This is a genomic window from Candidatus Chryseopegocella kryptomonas, from assembly GCF_001536065.1.
GTDB classification, from domain to species: domain Bacteria; phylum Bacteroidota; class Ignavibacteria; order Kryptoniales; family Kryptoniaceae; genus Kryptonium; species Kryptonium kryptomonas.
In genome coordinates, this window is sequence record NZ_CZVW01000003.1 from 19,102 (window position 1) to 34,612 (window position 15,511).

The following is a 15,511-nucleotide window of genomic DNA, read 5'->3' on the forward strand; positions in this document are numbered from 1 at the left end:
AAAAAGTTAACACAAACGCATAACCACATCCATCAAAATATCCTTATGCTTCATCTCGTCTTCAACAATCTCACGAAGCAACTTCTTAACATCTTCGTTTCCAATTCTGTTCATCTGTGCGATGTAATCTTCATAAATTTCTTTATCAAATTCAAGGTCTGCGACAAGTTTTCTGAATCCTTTTTCGTTATGAATTGAAGAGGTTTTAATTGCATAAGCTTTCGGCGATGGGTTAACTGTTCCACCAAGTTCTGTGATTTTTTGTTTCAGTTTTTCAGCGTGTTTTCTTTCTTCTTCTGCGACTTTTTTCAATTTTTCCCTCAAAAAATCAAAAGGAATAATCTCAGCGTGTTCATCAATCATATGTGCAAGTGCCATCTCTTTTGAGTAATCCTCATTTAAAATTTTTATCAACTCGTCCGTCTCCGAAAGATAAGGCATAAATAAACTTTTCAAAATTTCCGCAATTGATTTTTTCTTTGCTTGTGCTTCCGGAGCCATTTTTCAATTCCACTTTTATTTTTGATAAAAAATCTGCGGGTGGGCTAAGCCCACCCGTTATAATTTAAAAAAAATCCCGCCAAAATTGGCGGGATTTTCAAACTTAGCCAACTTTAACCTCAATTTCTTTCGTTTTTGCTTCCTCAACCTTCGGAAGTTTTATCGTAAGAACTCCATCTTTAAACTTCGCCTCAACTTTATCAACCTTGACAGCACCTGGCAATGTAAATGACCTCGTAAACGAACCATATACTCTTTCAATCCTGTGGAAGTTCTCATTCTTTGTCTCTTTCTCTTGCTTCTTTTCTCCACTTATCGTGAGCACATTATCCCTTATCGTAACCTTAACATCATCCTTGCTTACACCCGGAATCTCCGCTCTCACAATGTATTCATCATCCGTTTCAGATATATCAACTCTTGGACTCCATGTGCTGATTCTGACTTCTTCCTCTTCCTCAAAGCCACGGAAGAATCTGTCAAACATTTTGTTTATTTCTCTCTGGAGATCAAAAATTTCAGTTGCAAGGTCTCTTAATGGGCTCCATCTTACGAGTGTCATGGCAACTCACCTCCTTTTATTTTTATTCTATTTTGATTTCAATTTCTTTGCTTTCTTCTTTCTTGCCAAGTGTTAAGATTAAAACACCATTTACAAGCTTCGCATCAATCTTATTCCTATCAACATCGCCAGCAAGCACAAACTCCCTGCGATATTCACCCTTCGCAAGCTCACTAAACATCGTGTCCGAATCCTTTGGAAGTGAAAGTTCAAATTTTCCCTGAACGATAAGTGAGTTATCAACAACTTTTATGTTAAGATTTTCTTTTGTCACACCGGGTAAATCAATGTAGAGAATATATGCATCAGGTGTCTCGTATAAATCAGCAGGAGGCGTGATGTATGTTCTTAAACTTTTTTCATTTTTGATTATGCTTCTGTCTCTTCTCATATATCATCACCTCCTTTAATAGGTTTTGTTTTTATTCAACATTTATCTGGATTTCTTTCGGTTTGACCTCTTCTTTCTTCGGAAGGGTAATCTTCAAGATTCCATCTTTATATTCAGCGCTGACTTTGCTCACCTCAACTGGATAAGGCAATCTCACACTTCTCATAAACTTGCCAAATTCCCTCTCACGAACAAGGCAATTTGCATTCTCAGGAAGCTCTGGTTCTTTCCTTTCGCCGGAGATTGTAAGAATGTTGTTATGTATTTTAACCTTGACATCATCTTTATTAACGCCCGGCAATTCAGCATAAATCACAAGCTCATCTTTCGTGTCAACAATATCAATAAGTGGATACTCATAACCGCTTTCAAATCCACGGAAGAAATCGTTAAACATTCTGTTAATTTCTCTTTCAAGCATTTCAATTTCTTTGAATGGGGAATATCTCATCAACATAGCTCATCACCTCCTGTGTTTTATTTTTTGTTTTCAAGTTCCAAAATAAATTTTAATCAAAGATTGTGCCAGAGAAAAGAATTGAAAATTATGCGAGAAAATTCAAAGCAAATTGACAAAGTGGCATTGTGAAACTGCAATTTTGTTAACCCCGTTGCCAAAGTGTCAATCTTGTGTGAATTTAATTCAAAGGGATAAAAGTTTTGTGAATTCGGAATTTATTTTTATTTTAAATTGCATCTTCAACGAAGGATAAACAAAGATTTGGCTTGCTAATGATCTGGAAAAAATATAAAAAGCCCGTGCTGTTTATCATCTCTTTTATAGCTTTTATCTTACTCGTGGATAAAATTGTGATGCCATTTTATGTTGGTGCAGTTAAATCAATTGAGATGCCCGATTTGATTGGTAAAAAAATTGAAGATGCGAAAAAAATTATTGATTCACTCAACTTGAAACTTGAAAGCGTCACGGAAAGGCACGATGCCCGTTTCCCAGCTGGTTATGTCATAATTCAAAATCCAAGACCTGGGATGAAAATAAAAGAAGGAAGAAGAGTTTATCTCGTTATAAGTTCAGGGGAGCAAAAAATTGAAGTTCCATCTCTTATTGGTAAATCTGTTCGTGATGCGAAGTTAACACTTGAAAAATACGGACTTCGCCTTGGCGATGTCCAATATGATTTTTTCGGATGATTTTCCAGAAGGAGCTATATTCTCGCAGTCAATTCCTGAAAAGACAAGGGTTTCCGCAGGAACACCGATTTCAGTTGTGGTAAGTTTGGGAAATGCAGAGGGGAAAACGCAAGTTCCAAATTTAATAGGTCTTCCATTTTCAAAAGTTGAGCAAATTTTGAACGAATCAGATCTTCGCCTCGGCAAAGTAATTTACGAGCCAAGCTCAACTGTTTTACCCAACACTGTGATTGAGCAATTCCCAAGACCGGGTTTTTATGTTCAAAAAGGTTCAAGCGTTGATGTGTTCGTTGCAAAAGAGCTTTCGGAAATACAAAAACAAAATTACTGACACAGGATGTTTAAATTAGCCCCATCGCTTCTTTCAGCTGATTTTTCAGATTTAAAAAACGAGATAAAAAAAGCCGAAGACGGTGGTGCAGATCTTTTCCACCTTGATATTATGGATGGTCATTTCGTTCCGAATTTAACATTTGGTCCGATGATAGTTAAAGCAATTAGGAAATTAACACAGTTGCCACTTGATTCGCATCTTATGATTTCAAATCCAGATCAATACATAGAAGAATTCAGAAAAGCTGGCTCTGATATAATCACTGTTCATTTTGAAGCTTGCACACATTTACACAGGACGATCTCAAAAATCAAACAAACGGGAGCAAAAGCTGGCGTCTCAATAAATCCTGCGACGCCTGTTCATCTGATTGAAGAGATAATTGACTATGTTGACATTTTGCTTATAATGTCCGTTAATCCGGGATTTGGAGGGCAAAAATTTATTGACACGACGATAAGAAAAATCATTCAAGCGAAAAAACTTATAACGGAGCGAAATTTGAAAGTTGAAATAGAAGTTGACGGTGGGATAGATTTAAATAATGTTGATCTCTTGCTTGAAGCTGGTGCAGATATAATAGTTGCTGGTTCGTCAATTTTCAATTCAAATGATGTGACGGAAACAGTAAGAAAATTTAAACAAAAGTTTTTTGAATTTGAAATAAAAAACAAAGTCAAATTTGTATGAAAAAAATCTTCATTCGTAATGTTAACTCAGTTACACCATTTAGAGTGATAGAAAAATCTGGAATTGTGATAGAGGGGAAGAAAATTTCTGAAATTGGAAAACTTGATGATTTACAAATTGAACCTGATGAAGATTTTGAAATTTTTGATTTTGACAATATGTATGCTGTGCCGGGATTTATTGATCTTCATGTCCACGGTGGTTTGGGATATGGCTTTGAAGATGAAGATGATGATGCTCTTTTTAAGATAAGCGAATTTTTCTTTCAACACGGAACAACTGGATTACTTGCAACGCTTTATCCAAAACCAGAGAAAGAATTTGTCCGCGAATTAAGACGAATTGCAGACTTTATTGAACAAAACAATTCAAATATCTGGGGAATTCATCTTGAAGGTCCTTTTTTAAATCCAGAAGAACGTGGTGCGATGAACCCGGATTATCTGCAAAAACCATCACTTGAAGCATGGTATACTTTAAGAGACGCAGGACGTGGATTTATAAAATTAATGACAATTGCACCTGAACTTCCCGGGGCTTACGAAGTTATGAGAGAAGCTGCTCTTGATGGCGTCATACTTTCAATCGGTCATTCAATAGCAGACATTGAAGAAATACAGATGGCGATTCACAACGGTGCTGCTCATGTGACGCATATGTTCAACGCTATGAAACCGTTTCATCATCGTGACCCCGGCGTTATCACAGGTTCGCTTTTATTTGACGAGCTAAAAATTGAACTTATCGCCGACGGAATTCATGTCCATCCAATGGTGATGAAACTTCTTTACAAAATAAAAGGTCCCACTGGAATAATTCTCATCACAGATGCGATGAAAATGTGCGGTATGCCTGATGGAGAATACGAATTCGCAGGTCAAAAAGTGATCGTCAAAGATAAAAAAATTTTTCTTGAAGATGGTACGCTTGCTGGAAGCACCCTGACGATGGAGCAAGCTGTCAAAGTTATGGTTCAACTTGTTGATGTTCCAATCACATCCGCAGTTAGAATGGCTTCGCTTAACCCAGCTCGTGTGCTTGGGAAAGAACATCAAAAAGGAATTCTTGCAACTGGAAAAGATGCCGACATCGTTATACTTGATAAAAACTTTGATGTCCATATGACAATTTACGAAGGCGAAATCAAATTTAAACGAGATTAAGAAATTATTTTTGATGCAAAATGAAGAAAGTTTTATCTTCGCTTTTAATTTTCATTTTAGCGCTGAACTTTACACAAAAGCAGAATAAATTTGTCTCAACAAGCTTTAAACTTAAAAAACTTTCAAATGATAGAGCGATTCTCCAAATTTTCTTAACACCGACACCGGGAATTCATATAAACTCCCAACCTGCGCCAGAAATTAGTTTTGAGAGCAAAGACCTAAAAATCGTTGATGTAAAATTTGAAGTTGATGAAAAGAATTATCTTAACACAAAAAAGCCGATATCTTTTTACCTTGTTCTGAATTCAAAAAACTTAAATGCTATAACTGGAAAATTCACATATTTTTACTGTTTTGAAAAAGAGGGATGGTGTTCAAAATTTACGGAAAAATTTGAAATCAAACTTCCCGAACATTAAGATCATTCAACTGCTTTCTCCCAACCTCGCTTTGACAGATCAAAATAAATTACAGAACCCGCAATCAAACCGATCGCAAGATAAATTAATCCAATTAGATATTCACCAAGAACAATTTTTCCTATCCCAAACAAAAACATGTAAACCAGGACAACTCCACTTATCCAGTCAATGAAAAGATAACCATATCCAGAGTCGCCTTTTACATCAGGGACAATTCTTGCGATTTTCCTCCATCCGATTCCACCCGGATGAACTCTGCGATAGAAATTTATGAGATGGTTTTGCTCAACTGGTTTTGTTAAGAAGGTAGCAACAAGCCACGAGATAGTTGTAAAAGCGACGATGTAAAAAAGCGTCTCTGGGAATTTAACAGCAGTGAAAAATTTTATGTAAGCGTAGCCGAAAAACGGAGCAATCATAGCTACAATTTCGCTCCAGGCGTTTATTCTCCACCAGTACCATCTTAAAATTAACACAAGCCCAAATCCAGCGCTTGCTTCAATTATAAACTGCCACGCCCCGGAAATCGTTTTTATGATTAAAGTTATTAACACCGAAGCAACCATAACAAGCAAAGTTACAACCCTTGAAACAAAAACATAATGTTTTTCATCCGCATCTTTTTTGATAAATCTCTTGTAAAAATCGTTTATAACATAAGATGTTCCCCAGTTCAAATGTGTTGCTATGGTTGACATATACGCAGCGAAAAATGCTGATATAAGCAAACCTTTCAAACCAACGGGAAGATAATCACGCATTGTGTAGATATAGCCAAGTTTTTTATCGTCAACCCCAAGTTCAGGATAGAGAACCAGTGTTGCAAGTCCAACAATTATCCAAGGCCAGGGTCTTACACAGTAATGAGCAATTGTGAACCACAAAGTTGCAAGAAGAGAATGTTTTTCATCTTTTGCGGACATCATTCTTTGTGCGACATATCCACCACCGCCGGGTTCAGCTCCTGGGTACCACGAAGCCCACCACTGAACGAGGATATAGGCAATAAACGAAGAAACTGTCAAAGCCAGAACACCACCATATGCAAGTTCTTCTGTTGAACCGATTACAGGCGTAAAATTAAAAACCCATTCGGGCAATTTTTCTTTCAAACCTGAAACACCACCAACCTGCGGCAAATTGACAACTAAAATAGCAAGTATAATTGTCCCAGTCATTGCTATAACAAATTGAACTGCATCAGTCACTGCAACCCCCCACAATCCCGAAAGAGCCGAATAAATTGCAACAATTAACATCGCCCCAAAAACATAGTATCTCACAACTTCCTCCGGGACGCCGAAAAATCCCGTAAGGATTGAAACCATCGCCACATTGACCCAGCCGATTATAACTGTGTTAATAAATAAACCAAGATAAAGTGCTTTGAATCCACGAAGAAATGAAGCTGGTTTTCCAGAGTATCTTAATTCAACAAACTCAACATCGGTTAAAATCCCGGCTCTTCTCCACAATCTTGCAAAGAAGAAAACCGTAAGCATTGAGCCGAAAAGAAAATTCCACCACAACCAGTTTCCTGCGATACCATTTTTTGCAACAAGTTCGGTTACCGCAAGCGGTGTGTCAGCTGCGAATGTCGTCGCAACCATTGAAGTCCCAGCAAGCCACCACGGAAGATTTCTCCCCGATAAGAAAAATTCACCAATGCTTTTTCCAGCTCTTTTTGAATAATAAACCCCAATTGCGATGCTTAAAATGAAATAAAGAGCAACGATAAGCCAATCAATTAATTGCATTTTTTAACACTTTTTGTTTTTACAATTTCAATCAATCACGGCTTTTGCAATTGTTTTATGAACGATTTTCCGAAGTTGAATGTGTTTGTTATTTGCTCTCGTTGGATGAACGCGATTTGTCAAAAGAACAGCAATTAAATTTTTCTCAGGATAAACATAAACAGAAGTTCCCGTAAAACCTGTATGTCCGAACGCATTTTCTCCAAATGCTCCATCAAGCGCACTTCTTCCATAAGGTGAAAGTGCATTATCCCAGCCAAGACCGCGGTTATTCGGATATCTTTTTGTAAATAATTCAACTGTCTCCTTTTTAAAGAAACGCTTCCCACCGTATTCACCACTGTTTAAAATCATCTGCATCAAAACCGCAAGATCTCGTGCATTTGAAAAAAGTCCAGCATGACCAGAGACACCACCCAAAGCCCGAGCATTTTCATCATGAACAACCCCATGAATGAAAGAACCTGTGGAGCTGTCATATTCGGTTAGTGCAATTATATCAAGCCATTCCTTCGGTGGCAAAAATGTCGTTGATTTCATTCCAAGAGGGATGTAAAAGGTTTCCTTAACATATTGATCAAGCGTCTTCCCAGTTACAACTTCAACAACTTTCCCAAGCGTTATAAAACCTAAATCGCTATAAACTGTTGAATCTCCAGTTTTATAAACCAACGGTTGAGCGTATATTGAATCAAGAATTTCTTCAGGTGTTTTGCAAATTTGATAAAATGGTTTCCACGATGGAAGACCGCTATTGTGAAGAAGTAAATTTTTTATAGTTACTTTCTCTTTTCCGTTTTGAGCAAATTTCGGAATATACTTCGCAACTGGATCGTCAAGATTGATTTTGCCTTCCTCGTAAAGTTTCATAATTGAAATCGTCGTTGCTGCGACTTTTGTAATTGAAGCCATATCATAAATTGAATTTGGATCAACTTTTCTTGAATATGGATCATATGAGTAAGTTCCAAATGCCTTATGATATGCAATTACACCATTTCTTGCAATGAGAAGAACAGCGCCCGGGGAAACAGAATCATCTATTGCTTTTTCCATTATTGAATCAAGTTCTGCAAGTTTATTTGCATCAAGCCCAGCTTCATCTGGATATCCATAGCGAAGCGTTGTTTTTGGAAATGTTAATCCCGTCGCAAGTTTTGCAAATCCGGGAATGCTAATTGGCAATTTTCCCTGCGGTGAGATTTCGCCGAAGATAACCTCTGCGGTTGCCTCAACAACTGGCTGGGCATCCGAATAGGAGCAAATGTATGCCTTAACACTTGGATAATCAATAACTATGTATGGATTTCCAAATGAAATCAAAATGACGGGTTTTCCGGAGTTTAAAACTTGACTTAAAAATTTCGCCTGTTTTTCAGGAAGGGAAATTGAAGCTTGATAAGCCCTCACACGGACATAAGCCGAGACAATGATAAGGTCAAAATTATTTAACTTTGAAAGAATTGTGTTAAGTTCACCATTTGTGCTTCTCAAATCAACCCTTTCAAAAGAAATGTTGCTATATCTTTTCGCAAGTTCATTCTCAAATGCACTCCCAGTGTTTGGGTCTCTTGAATCAACAATCGTGATGTGAAGAATTTTTTTATCATCAAATTGCAAAAGTGGTAAAACGCCGTCATTTTTAACGACCGTGATTGAAGCTCGGGAAATTTCCTTCGCTTTTCTTAAATGTTCTTCCCGTGCAACGACTTCACGAATTTTATTCACATCAACAAATCTTTCTTTATGCAAGCCAAGATCATATTTAAACTCAAGAATTTTTCTCACCGACTCATTTATTCTCTCTTCTGAAATCTCCCCACGCTTTACAGCTTTTACAATCGCATCAATTGCTTCATCAACATCTGGCGGAATTAAAATTATATCATTTCCGGCTTTAACAGCAAGAACCGAAGCAAGCGCATTTGAGTAAAGTTTTGTAACGCCTCTCATAGTCATCGCATCAGTTACGATTAAACCTTTGAAACCAAGTTCTTCTTTCAAAATTTTTGTAACAATGTTATAAGAAAGCGTTGACGGTAAAGCTTTGCCTGTGTCAATTTGCGGGAAAAAGATGTGCGCAATCATAATTGACTTAACACCCGCTTTTATAGATTCTTTAAAAGGTGGCAACTCAATTGAATCCAATCTTGACTTCGGATAATTTATAACAGGCAAATCAAGATGTGAATCAACATCAGTATCACCATGACCTGGGAAATGTTTTGCGGTCGCTATCATTCCATTTTCTTGCAAACCTTTTATAAACTCAACAGCAAATTTTGAAACTATTTCGGGCGTCTCCCCAAAAGAGCGAACGTTTATGATTGGATTTTTATAGTTATTGTTTACATCAACCGTTGGAGCATAATTTTGATGAATCCCGATAGCACGTCCTTCTATTGCTGTGATCTTACCGACCTCATAAGCGTATTCGGGCTTTCCTGTTGCAGCTATCCCCATAGCAGGTGGAAAATGCGTCGTGTAATCAAGTCGCATCGCTGTCCCCCATTCAAAATCAGCAGAAATCAAAAGCGGTATCTTTGAAATTTTTTGAAAATAGTTTATCATATCCGCCGTTTCATAAACATCGCCACGGAAGAAAATTAATCCGCCAACTTTTTTATCTCTGACATAATGAACAAGTTTTTTAAACTCTTTATTATCTTTCGCAAGGAAAATTCCTCGGGCATCAGGCATTATCATCTGCGCAACTTTTTCTTCAAGTGTTAATCTCTTCATCCAATAATTCACCCACTCCTGTTTTGAAAAGCGGTTGAAATCAACTTTATCAATTTTTTTCTTCCCTTGAGAAATTGTTTGAATGTGTTTTTCTGGTTCATTTTTTATAGCATATGAAACGACAACCACGGAAATTACAAGCAATGCAATGATTGAAAAAGCAAGGGGTAATTTTTTCATTTTTCGGTTGAAATTTTATTTTTGAGAAAATTTTTCGCATAAACGATCCCACCATAAGCAGGAGATGCCAGTGGTTCAAGCAAATTTACATTTGGAAGTTTTTCTTTAACCATGTTTCTCAATTTCTTTGAAACATAGTTTTCATTTTGAAGAACCCCGCCAAGAAGCACAAGATTAATTTTCTCTCCAAAGTTTGTTTTTTTAGTCATTGCTTCTATGTGATAAAAAAGTTCATCACAGGCTTCATCAAGAATTTCTTTCGCAACATAATCACCGAGTTCAACCGCTTCCATAACGATTGGAGCAACCTTTGCGATGTCAAATTCGCCTGAATAGATTCCGCTGACGATTTGCATCAAATCATTTATTTCAAATTTTTCAAAAATCATTTTTTTCAAAATTGTTTCTTCACCTCTACCGTCAATATACTTTGCAACTGCCCTTAACGCTTCACGCCCGATCACAAAAGCACTCCCTTCATCTCCGATGAATCTTCCCCATCCCCCTACTCTATGTATTTCTCCATTCACATCCCTTGCAAACATAACCGAGCCAGTTCCAGCGATTAAGATAATCCCAGGTTGCCCCATCAAAGCACCTTCAAGAGCAATCCTTGCGTCGGTTTCTATGATTATTTCGGGAATCTGCAGGTTTTGATTTTTTGAGTGAAGAATTATAGCGTTGTAAATTTTTTCCCTATCTTTTTCTCTTCCTGCACCCGTAAGACCAAGAACTGCAAGTTTTACATCAGAAAATTTACACTTTGCTTTTTCAACGAGTTCATAAATTAAGTCAACAAGCAATTTAGCAACGGGTTCAGCACCAAGCATTTGAAAGTTTGAAGATGATGTAATTGATTCGGCTATAATGTTACCATCAATGTCAGTAATTATTCCATGCGTTTTAGTTCCACCGCCATCAACTCCAATTAAATACTCCACAGCAGATCAGATTTTAATTTAAAATTTCACCGCAATCGTAAGATACTGGACATTTTTCAAGCGACCGAAATCAAGATATGCGTAATCAATAGCAAAGGCGATACCTCTTGCGATTGAATACTTTACACCTGCTCCAAATGTATATCTTTGTTCCCCTCCTTTTTCAAACAGCGATTTATAGCCACCTCTTAAAAAGAAAATTTCTTTAAACGAGTATTCAAGCCCAAGATTTAGATATTCAGTGTTATCATTCGGATGAACCGCATCAACAGCGGTTGTTAATCTCTGCGATTCTGTCTTTATAAAATCATTTGACAGACCAACTCTGAAAATCAAAGGCATTTCAAATTTATCCGTTTGGATAAATGCATTTATATTGTTTCCCGTTCCACCACCAACAGTGTAAATAATTATCAAATCACGACCCGTAAGTTGCATTTTAGTTCCATAGTTTGACATACTTGCACCTATTCTCATCCCATTCAAAAACGGAGTGATATACAATGTCCCGAAATCAAGAGCAAAACCTTGGGCAACTTCATGCCAGATATATTCTCTAACATACTTTGCATTAAAACCAATTGAAAATCTATCGGTCAATTGCCTTGCATATGAAACGCCCATCATCAATCCACCCGCTTTAAATCTTTCTCCAGTTCCATCTGGCATCTCAACAGTTCTAACTTCCATATCTCCCATTGTAAGTGAAGAAATTTGCATTCCAATTGTTCCAAGATTACCTAAATTCAGAGCAAAAGCAGCAAAGCTATACTTTATGTCCATAAGCCAGTCAACATAGTTAAAAACCGCTTCACCTCTTCCACTTATCCTGCTCAAGCCAGCTGGATTCCAATATATTGAACTTATATCATCAGCAACAGAGCCAAAAGCACCACCCATTCCTATGGCTCTTGCACCAATTCCAATTTTTAGAAATTGGGCTGATGTTGTCCCAGTTTTTGTTAAACTACTTCCGATTTGAGCAAGTGAAATGGAAAACATTAAAACGCTCAAAATTCCTATTGTTAAAATTTTTCTCATCATTTCTTCTCACCAAAATTTTCTTTTACTTAATAATAGCGAACTTAATTAATTTTTGTCCTATACCTGGGGCATCAATGTGAGCTATGTAAACTCCATAACTTACTCCCAAACCATCTCTATTCAACAAATTCCAATACTCACGTCCATTATCAACTCCACTTGAATGATAAATCTCTTTAACCAACTCCCCACTCAATGTGTATATCCTTATTACACATTCCTTTGGCAAACCATCAAAATATATCCTTCTTTCTCCCCTAACCTGCCCAGGCAATTTACTCACTGGCTCAAGCTCGTTTATGCCAACATAAGGATTTGGCACAACCTTTATCCTATCCAACAATGAACTTGCCAACCCCAAATCATACTTATGTCCTTTTACCTCAAGCCTAAAACTATCCACATCAACCACTGCACCCTCAACAGTGTTGAAACTTCGCTTCGTCCTCAACCAAAATTCATCTCCCTCCTTTATATCAACCCCTATCCTCGGATAACTATAAACCACATCACCATCTCTAACCTGCTCAAACAAAACTTGCCATGTTGTCCTGTTCGTTGAGCCACGCTCCAAAAATATAACATCCTCACCCAAATCCCATCTGCCATTTCTTATCACCTCCCTAACATAAACTTTCACGCGCCAACCCTCCGTAACATTCTCTACATAAAACGGCAACTTCACACCATTTATGCTTGTATCAACAGGACTTGACAAACTTCCATCTGAAAGCGTATCCAACTTACCAAAAACTATCCTAAAATCTGCAGGATACATTCTTCTACCCAATCCAAGCGTAGCCGTGCTTATCCTGTATCTAACTCTACCGACACTACCTCCTCCCCATCCACTTCGCTCCAAATCCAATCCCAATTCATCATTCCATACCCTTATCCTCATCCCATCAAAAACTTCACTCCCATCTCCACCACTCAACTCTTTGCTTCCTTTGACAGAATAATACCTATATCTCACCTCAACCCCACTTCTTCCAAACAATCTTCCTCCTCTTAAAGCCTTTATCAAACCACGTCCATAATCAACCACATAATCAACCCCCTCAGCATATCCATCAATCATAACCCCACCCTCCAATGGTAACCTCAAAAGTTTCTTCCACAATGTATCCGTAAAATCTATTCTCTCTCTTATCTCCTCATCCGATACAACATTCCATCTCAAACTATCTCCACTACCCTCAAACCATATTTTATATCCCATATCCCTAACCTCCAAATCATTCAAAACCTCAACCACTATCTTACCCGTCCCTCGCCCACTCACATGCTTAAATCCTACACCGTCTACAGTTCTACTCACTTGTGGTCCTACATATCCAATTGCTCTATCTCCAGGAATCACACTCACCACATTATCATCTAACTCCTCCTCGCCACTTATAGGATCTACGACAACCTTCATCGTGCACTCCGTAGGTGGTATACCCAAACTATCTCCCCTATCATAAGAAACCACAGCATAATAATACTTTACACCATTCATAACACCTACACTATCAACATAACTATGAACCAAACCAACATCATCACCCAAATAATAATGTATTCCTCGCCCAGGATATGCAACAGGACTATATCCACGCCAACCATTCACTTTGTCAAACCTCGCATCTCTCCCATATGCATCCTTCAAAGGAACTCGCAAATACTTTGCCCCCCTGCCATCTGTTATCAACTCAACATCTTTAAAACCAGGATCTGTTGACTTGTAGATAACATAACCTTCAAAATCATAACCAGGGTCATTCGCATCCAAAGGATTCTTACCAAACAATGGATCAAAACTCTTCTCAGCTCTCGTGTCCCAATATAATGTAACTTTCCTATCCCCAGCAACTGCTCTAACTTTGGGTCTCTCAGGCGGACGATAAAACCTGTAATTGGCATTATATATCCTCTGAACCGTCTCAGCATTCAACAACAAATCGTTCAAATCCTCACCCAAAAGCAATGCAACAGAAAAACGTCTCGTTTGCCCCGCTGGAAGCTGAATATAACCCGAACCATAAAGGAAAACATTATCAGCAGTTTGAACTATCTCAGAAAAGTTACCTGGTTTTAACCTGTTCCAGATATTTTCATCGTTGCTTACATAATCAGTTGACCAAATGAAAGCATTAAAGCTAGTAAGTCCTATCATATCAGATTCATCAAGGTCTGTAAATTCAAAATTTGGTTCACCAGGGCTTAATGGGTCTAAACTTCCATCCGGCAACAATCTACCTCTCGTTGGAACACCATCTCCCTCACCTTCATCACCCGTTCCAGGAATTCCATCTACCCCGACATCATCTATTAACGGATTCCAATCTCCATCGTTATCTATCCCATCCTGCTGGCTTTCGTCTATCATAGCATCTCCATCGTTGTCTATACCATCATATGGATTACCTGGGGACTCCAAAAATTTATAACCGAAATATCCCGGTTTTAACCCAAACATACCTCTGCCATCATGATCCCACGAATAAACCATACTTCTTGCGTAGACAGGAATGTTATCAACAGGTGGATAATTTGGAACATTATACGGCGGAATGAAATAAGAATCATCATCAGAGTAATCCGTTGCACCGCCAACATGCGGATCACCCCACATACCGAATACAACTGAATCAAGATTTTTTGGACTGACATTTGTAATCGTATAAACAATGAAAATAGCATCTTCAGCAAGTGGATTAGCCCACTGTAAAACTCTTACCTGCGCTTGTATCCCTAAACCTCTTCTTGTTGAATCATCCGGGAATGGGAAATATGCAAACTCTTCATTATCTCTATCATCCATTACATAGAAAGCTTCAAGGTCTGCTTGTGTAGCATCTCTTGAAAGATAGCCAGGCCAAACATATTTACCCAAAACTGGATCATACCAACTTGATGGCCATGAATCAGGTTTCCCATCACCATTCAAATCTTTATCAGGATTGTGTGCTATCTTATCTTGATTCGGATCCGCATAACCAGGCAAAGGTTGCCATCCCCATCTTTTAGTTCCATCTGGCGAGCGGTCACCTCCATCAAGCAGTCCATCCGTTATTATATGAATTCTTTTTCCAGATGTATCAACTACTGAAGCCCCAACAAGAGGTCCAAATTCATACGCATACCCCAAACCATTCCAAACAACATCCGTAATTCTATCCCCAGGCGCAGACAATGAACCATAATTGTAAATCGTAACGGTAATTTTATTACCATTCATCACAAGTTTTTTTCTATCGGCTTCACCACCAACTTTTCTTATCTTTCTATCTATTTCCTTGTAATATCTTTCTCTTTCCTCAGGGGTCATCTCTTTTGGGTTCTTCCATTTTTTCTTCCAATCAGGATCATTTGCAAGATGAGGTGGTGGAACGATTTCAATGTTTTGTTTCAAAAACGTAGATTTTCTCAACATTTCTTCGTATCCATTCGCTATGTAATCAGATATAACCTTATGCTCAACTTTTCTTTGCTCTTCTCTTTCTTTTGAAGTAAGTCCCCGCAAAATTTCAAGAGCTTTTTCTCTGTCAGATTTTTTCTGTTGAGAAATCAACGGGCTAAAAATTAACACAAGCAAAACAAGTAAGTAAATTTTACTTTTCATGGCTTGATGAACAAATCTT

At 37.9% G+C, this 15,511-nt stretch carries 14 protein-coding genes; 5 read left to right on the forward strand and 9 right to left on the reverse strand.

What is annotated here, in order from left to right; all coding sequences use genetic code 11:
* Positions 1-6 precede the first annotated feature (6 nt).
* From AWW83_RS01550 to AWW83_RS01565, 4 genes are all read right to left on the reverse strand, one after another.
* Positions 7-501 carry a ferritin-like domain-containing protein gene (locus AWW83_RS01550; RefSeq protein ID WP_092347422.1) on the reverse strand — a complete coding sequence of 165 codons (495 nt, stop codon included), beginning with the start codon at positions 499-501 and terminating at the stop codon, positions 7-9.
* A gap of 103 nt (positions 502-604) precedes the next feature.
* Positions 605-1,063, reverse strand: coding sequence for an Hsp20/alpha crystallin family protein (locus AWW83_RS01555; protein WP_092347425.1), 459 nt, complete (start codon positions 1,061-1,063; stop codon positions 605-607).
* 22 nt (positions 1,064-1,085) lie between these two features.
* A complete protein-coding gene (locus tag AWW83_RS01560) occupies positions 1,086-1,454 on the reverse strand; it encodes an Hsp20/alpha crystallin family protein (RefSeq protein WP_092347427.1) in 369 nt (122 codons plus the stop codon).
* Between the two features lie 31 nt (positions 1,455-1,485).
* The gene (locus tag AWW83_RS01565) at positions 1,486-1,911 is read right to left on the reverse strand and encodes an Hsp20/alpha crystallin family protein (RefSeq protein ID WP_092347429.1); all 426 of its coding nucleotides are present in this window, start codon (positions 1,909-1,911) and stop codon (positions 1,486-1,488) included.
* Between the two features lie 275 nt (positions 1,912-2,186).
* Between AWW83_RS01565 and AWW83_RS01570 the strand changes: the two genes are divergently transcribed.
* The 5 genes from AWW83_RS01570 to AWW83_RS01590 are packed head-to-tail and all read left to right on the forward strand — an operon-like array spanning position 2,187 to position 5,215.
* Positions 2,187-2,606 (forward strand): PASTA domain-containing protein, encoded by a 420-nt coding sequence (locus tag AWW83_RS01570; RefSeq protein WP_092347432.1) that lies wholly within the window; start codon positions 2,187-2,189, stop codon positions 2,604-2,606.
* Entirely contained in the window at positions 2,590-2,937 is a 348-nt protein-coding gene (locus AWW83_RS01575; protein ID WP_159421071.1) for a PASTA domain-containing protein, read from the forward strand. The genes AWW83_RS01570 and AWW83_RS01575 overlap by 17 nt, the downstream gene beginning before the upstream one ends.
* A 6-nt stretch (positions 2,938-2,943) precedes the next feature.
* Complete coding sequence (gene rpe, locus AWW83_RS01580; RefSeq protein WP_092347438.1) at positions 2,944-3,630, forward strand: ribulose-phosphate 3-epimerase; 687 nt, start codon at positions 2,944-2,946, stop codon at positions 3,628-3,630.
* On the forward strand, positions 3,627-4,793 hold the full coding sequence (gene nagA / locus AWW83_RS01585) for an N-acetylglucosamine-6-phosphate deacetylase (RefSeq protein ID WP_092347441.1): 1,167 nt from the start codon (positions 3,627-3,629) through the stop codon (positions 4,791-4,793). Before rpe ends, nagA begins: the two co-directional genes overlap by 4 nt.
* Before the next feature lie 20 nt (positions 4,794-4,813).
* Complete coding sequence (locus tag AWW83_RS01590) at positions 4,814-5,215, forward strand: hypothetical protein (protein ID WP_092347444.1); 402 nt, start codon at positions 4,814-4,816, stop codon at positions 5,213-5,215.
* 2 nt (positions 5,216-5,217) lie between these two features.
* On the opposite strand, the gene AWW83_RS01595 is transcribed toward AWW83_RS01590, so the two are convergent.
* The 5 genes from AWW83_RS01595 to AWW83_RS01615 are packed head-to-tail and all read right to left on the reverse strand — an operon-like array spanning position 5,218 to position 15,492.
* A complete protein-coding gene (locus tag AWW83_RS01595) occupies positions 5,218-6,975 on the reverse strand; it encodes a sodium:solute symporter family protein (RefSeq protein WP_092347447.1) in 1,758 nt (585 codons plus the stop codon).
* Between the two features lie 27 nt (positions 6,976-7,002).
* Positions 7,003-9,897, reverse strand: a complete 2,895-nt coding sequence (locus AWW83_RS01600) for a serine hydrolase domain-containing protein (RefSeq protein ID WP_092347450.1) — start codon at positions 9,895-9,897, stop codon at positions 7,003-7,005.
* Positions 9,894-10,838: an N-acetylglucosamine kinase gene (locus AWW83_RS01605; protein WP_092347452.1), complete on the reverse strand. Its 945-nt coding sequence runs from the start codon at positions 10,836-10,838 to the stop codon at positions 9,894-9,896. Before AWW83_RS01605 ends, AWW83_RS01600 begins: the two co-directional genes overlap by 4 nt.
* 18 nt (positions 10,839-10,856) lie before the next feature.
* Positions 10,857-11,882, reverse strand: a complete 1,026-nt coding sequence (locus AWW83_RS01610) for a PorV/PorQ family protein (RefSeq protein WP_143713857.1) — start codon at positions 11,880-11,882, stop codon at positions 10,857-10,859.
* 22 nt (positions 11,883-11,904) lie between these two features.
* The gene (locus AWW83_RS01615; RefSeq protein WP_092347458.1) at positions 11,905-15,492 is read right to left on the reverse strand and encodes a hypothetical protein; all 3,588 of its coding nucleotides are present in this window, start codon (positions 15,490-15,492) and stop codon (positions 11,905-11,907) included.
* Positions 15,493-15,511 lie beyond the last annotated feature (19 nt).

Bases quoted from the DNA above. Each gene is read 5' to 3' on its own strand.
- AWW83_RS01550 (WP_092347422.1), bottom strand. From the start codon at position 501: ATGGCTCCGGAAGCACAAGCAAAGAAAAAATCAATTGCGGAAATTTTG.
- AWW83_RS01555 (WP_092347425.1), bottom strand. From the start codon at position 1,063: ATGACACTCGTAAGATGGAGCCCATTAAGAGACCTTGCAACTGAAATT.
- AWW83_RS01560 (WP_092347427.1), bottom strand. From the start codon at position 1,454: ATGAGAAGAGACAGAAGCATAATCAAAAATGAAAAAAGTTTAAGAACA.
- AWW83_RS01565 (WP_092347429.1), bottom strand. From the start codon at position 1,911: ATGTTGATGAGATATTCCCCATTCAAAGAAATTGAAATGCTTGAAAGA.
- AWW83_RS01570 (WP_092347432.1), top strand. From the start codon at position 2,187: ATGATCTGGAAAAAATATAAAAAGCCCGTGCTGTTTATCATCTCTTTT.
- AWW83_RS01575 (WP_159421071.1), top strand. From the start codon at position 2,590: ATGATTTTTTCGGATGATTTTCCAGAAGGAGCTATATTCTCGCAGTCA.
- rpe (WP_092347438.1), top strand. From the start codon at position 2,944: ATGTTTAAATTAGCCCCATCGCTTCTTTCAGCTGATTTTTCAGATTTA.
- nagA (WP_092347441.1), top strand. From the start codon at position 3,627: ATGAAAAAAATCTTCATTCGTAATGTTAACTCAGTTACACCATTTAGA.
- AWW83_RS01590 (WP_092347444.1), top strand. From the start codon at position 4,814: ATGAAGAAAGTTTTATCTTCGCTTTTAATTTTCATTTTAGCGCTGAAC.
- AWW83_RS01595 (WP_092347447.1), bottom strand. From the start codon at position 6,975: ATGCAATTAATTGATTGGCTTATCGTTGCTCTTTATTTCATTTTAAGC.
- AWW83_RS01600 (WP_092347450.1), bottom strand. From the start codon at position 9,897: ATGAAAAAATTACCCCTTGCTTTTTCAATCATTGCATTGCTTGTAATT.
- AWW83_RS01610 (WP_143713857.1), bottom strand. From the start codon at position 11,882: ATGATGAGAAAAATTTTAACAATAGGAATTTTGAGCGTTTTAATGTTT.
- AWW83_RS01615 (WP_092347458.1), bottom strand. From the start codon at position 15,492: ATGAAAAGTAAAATTTACTTACTTGTTTTGCTTGTGTTAATTTTTAGC.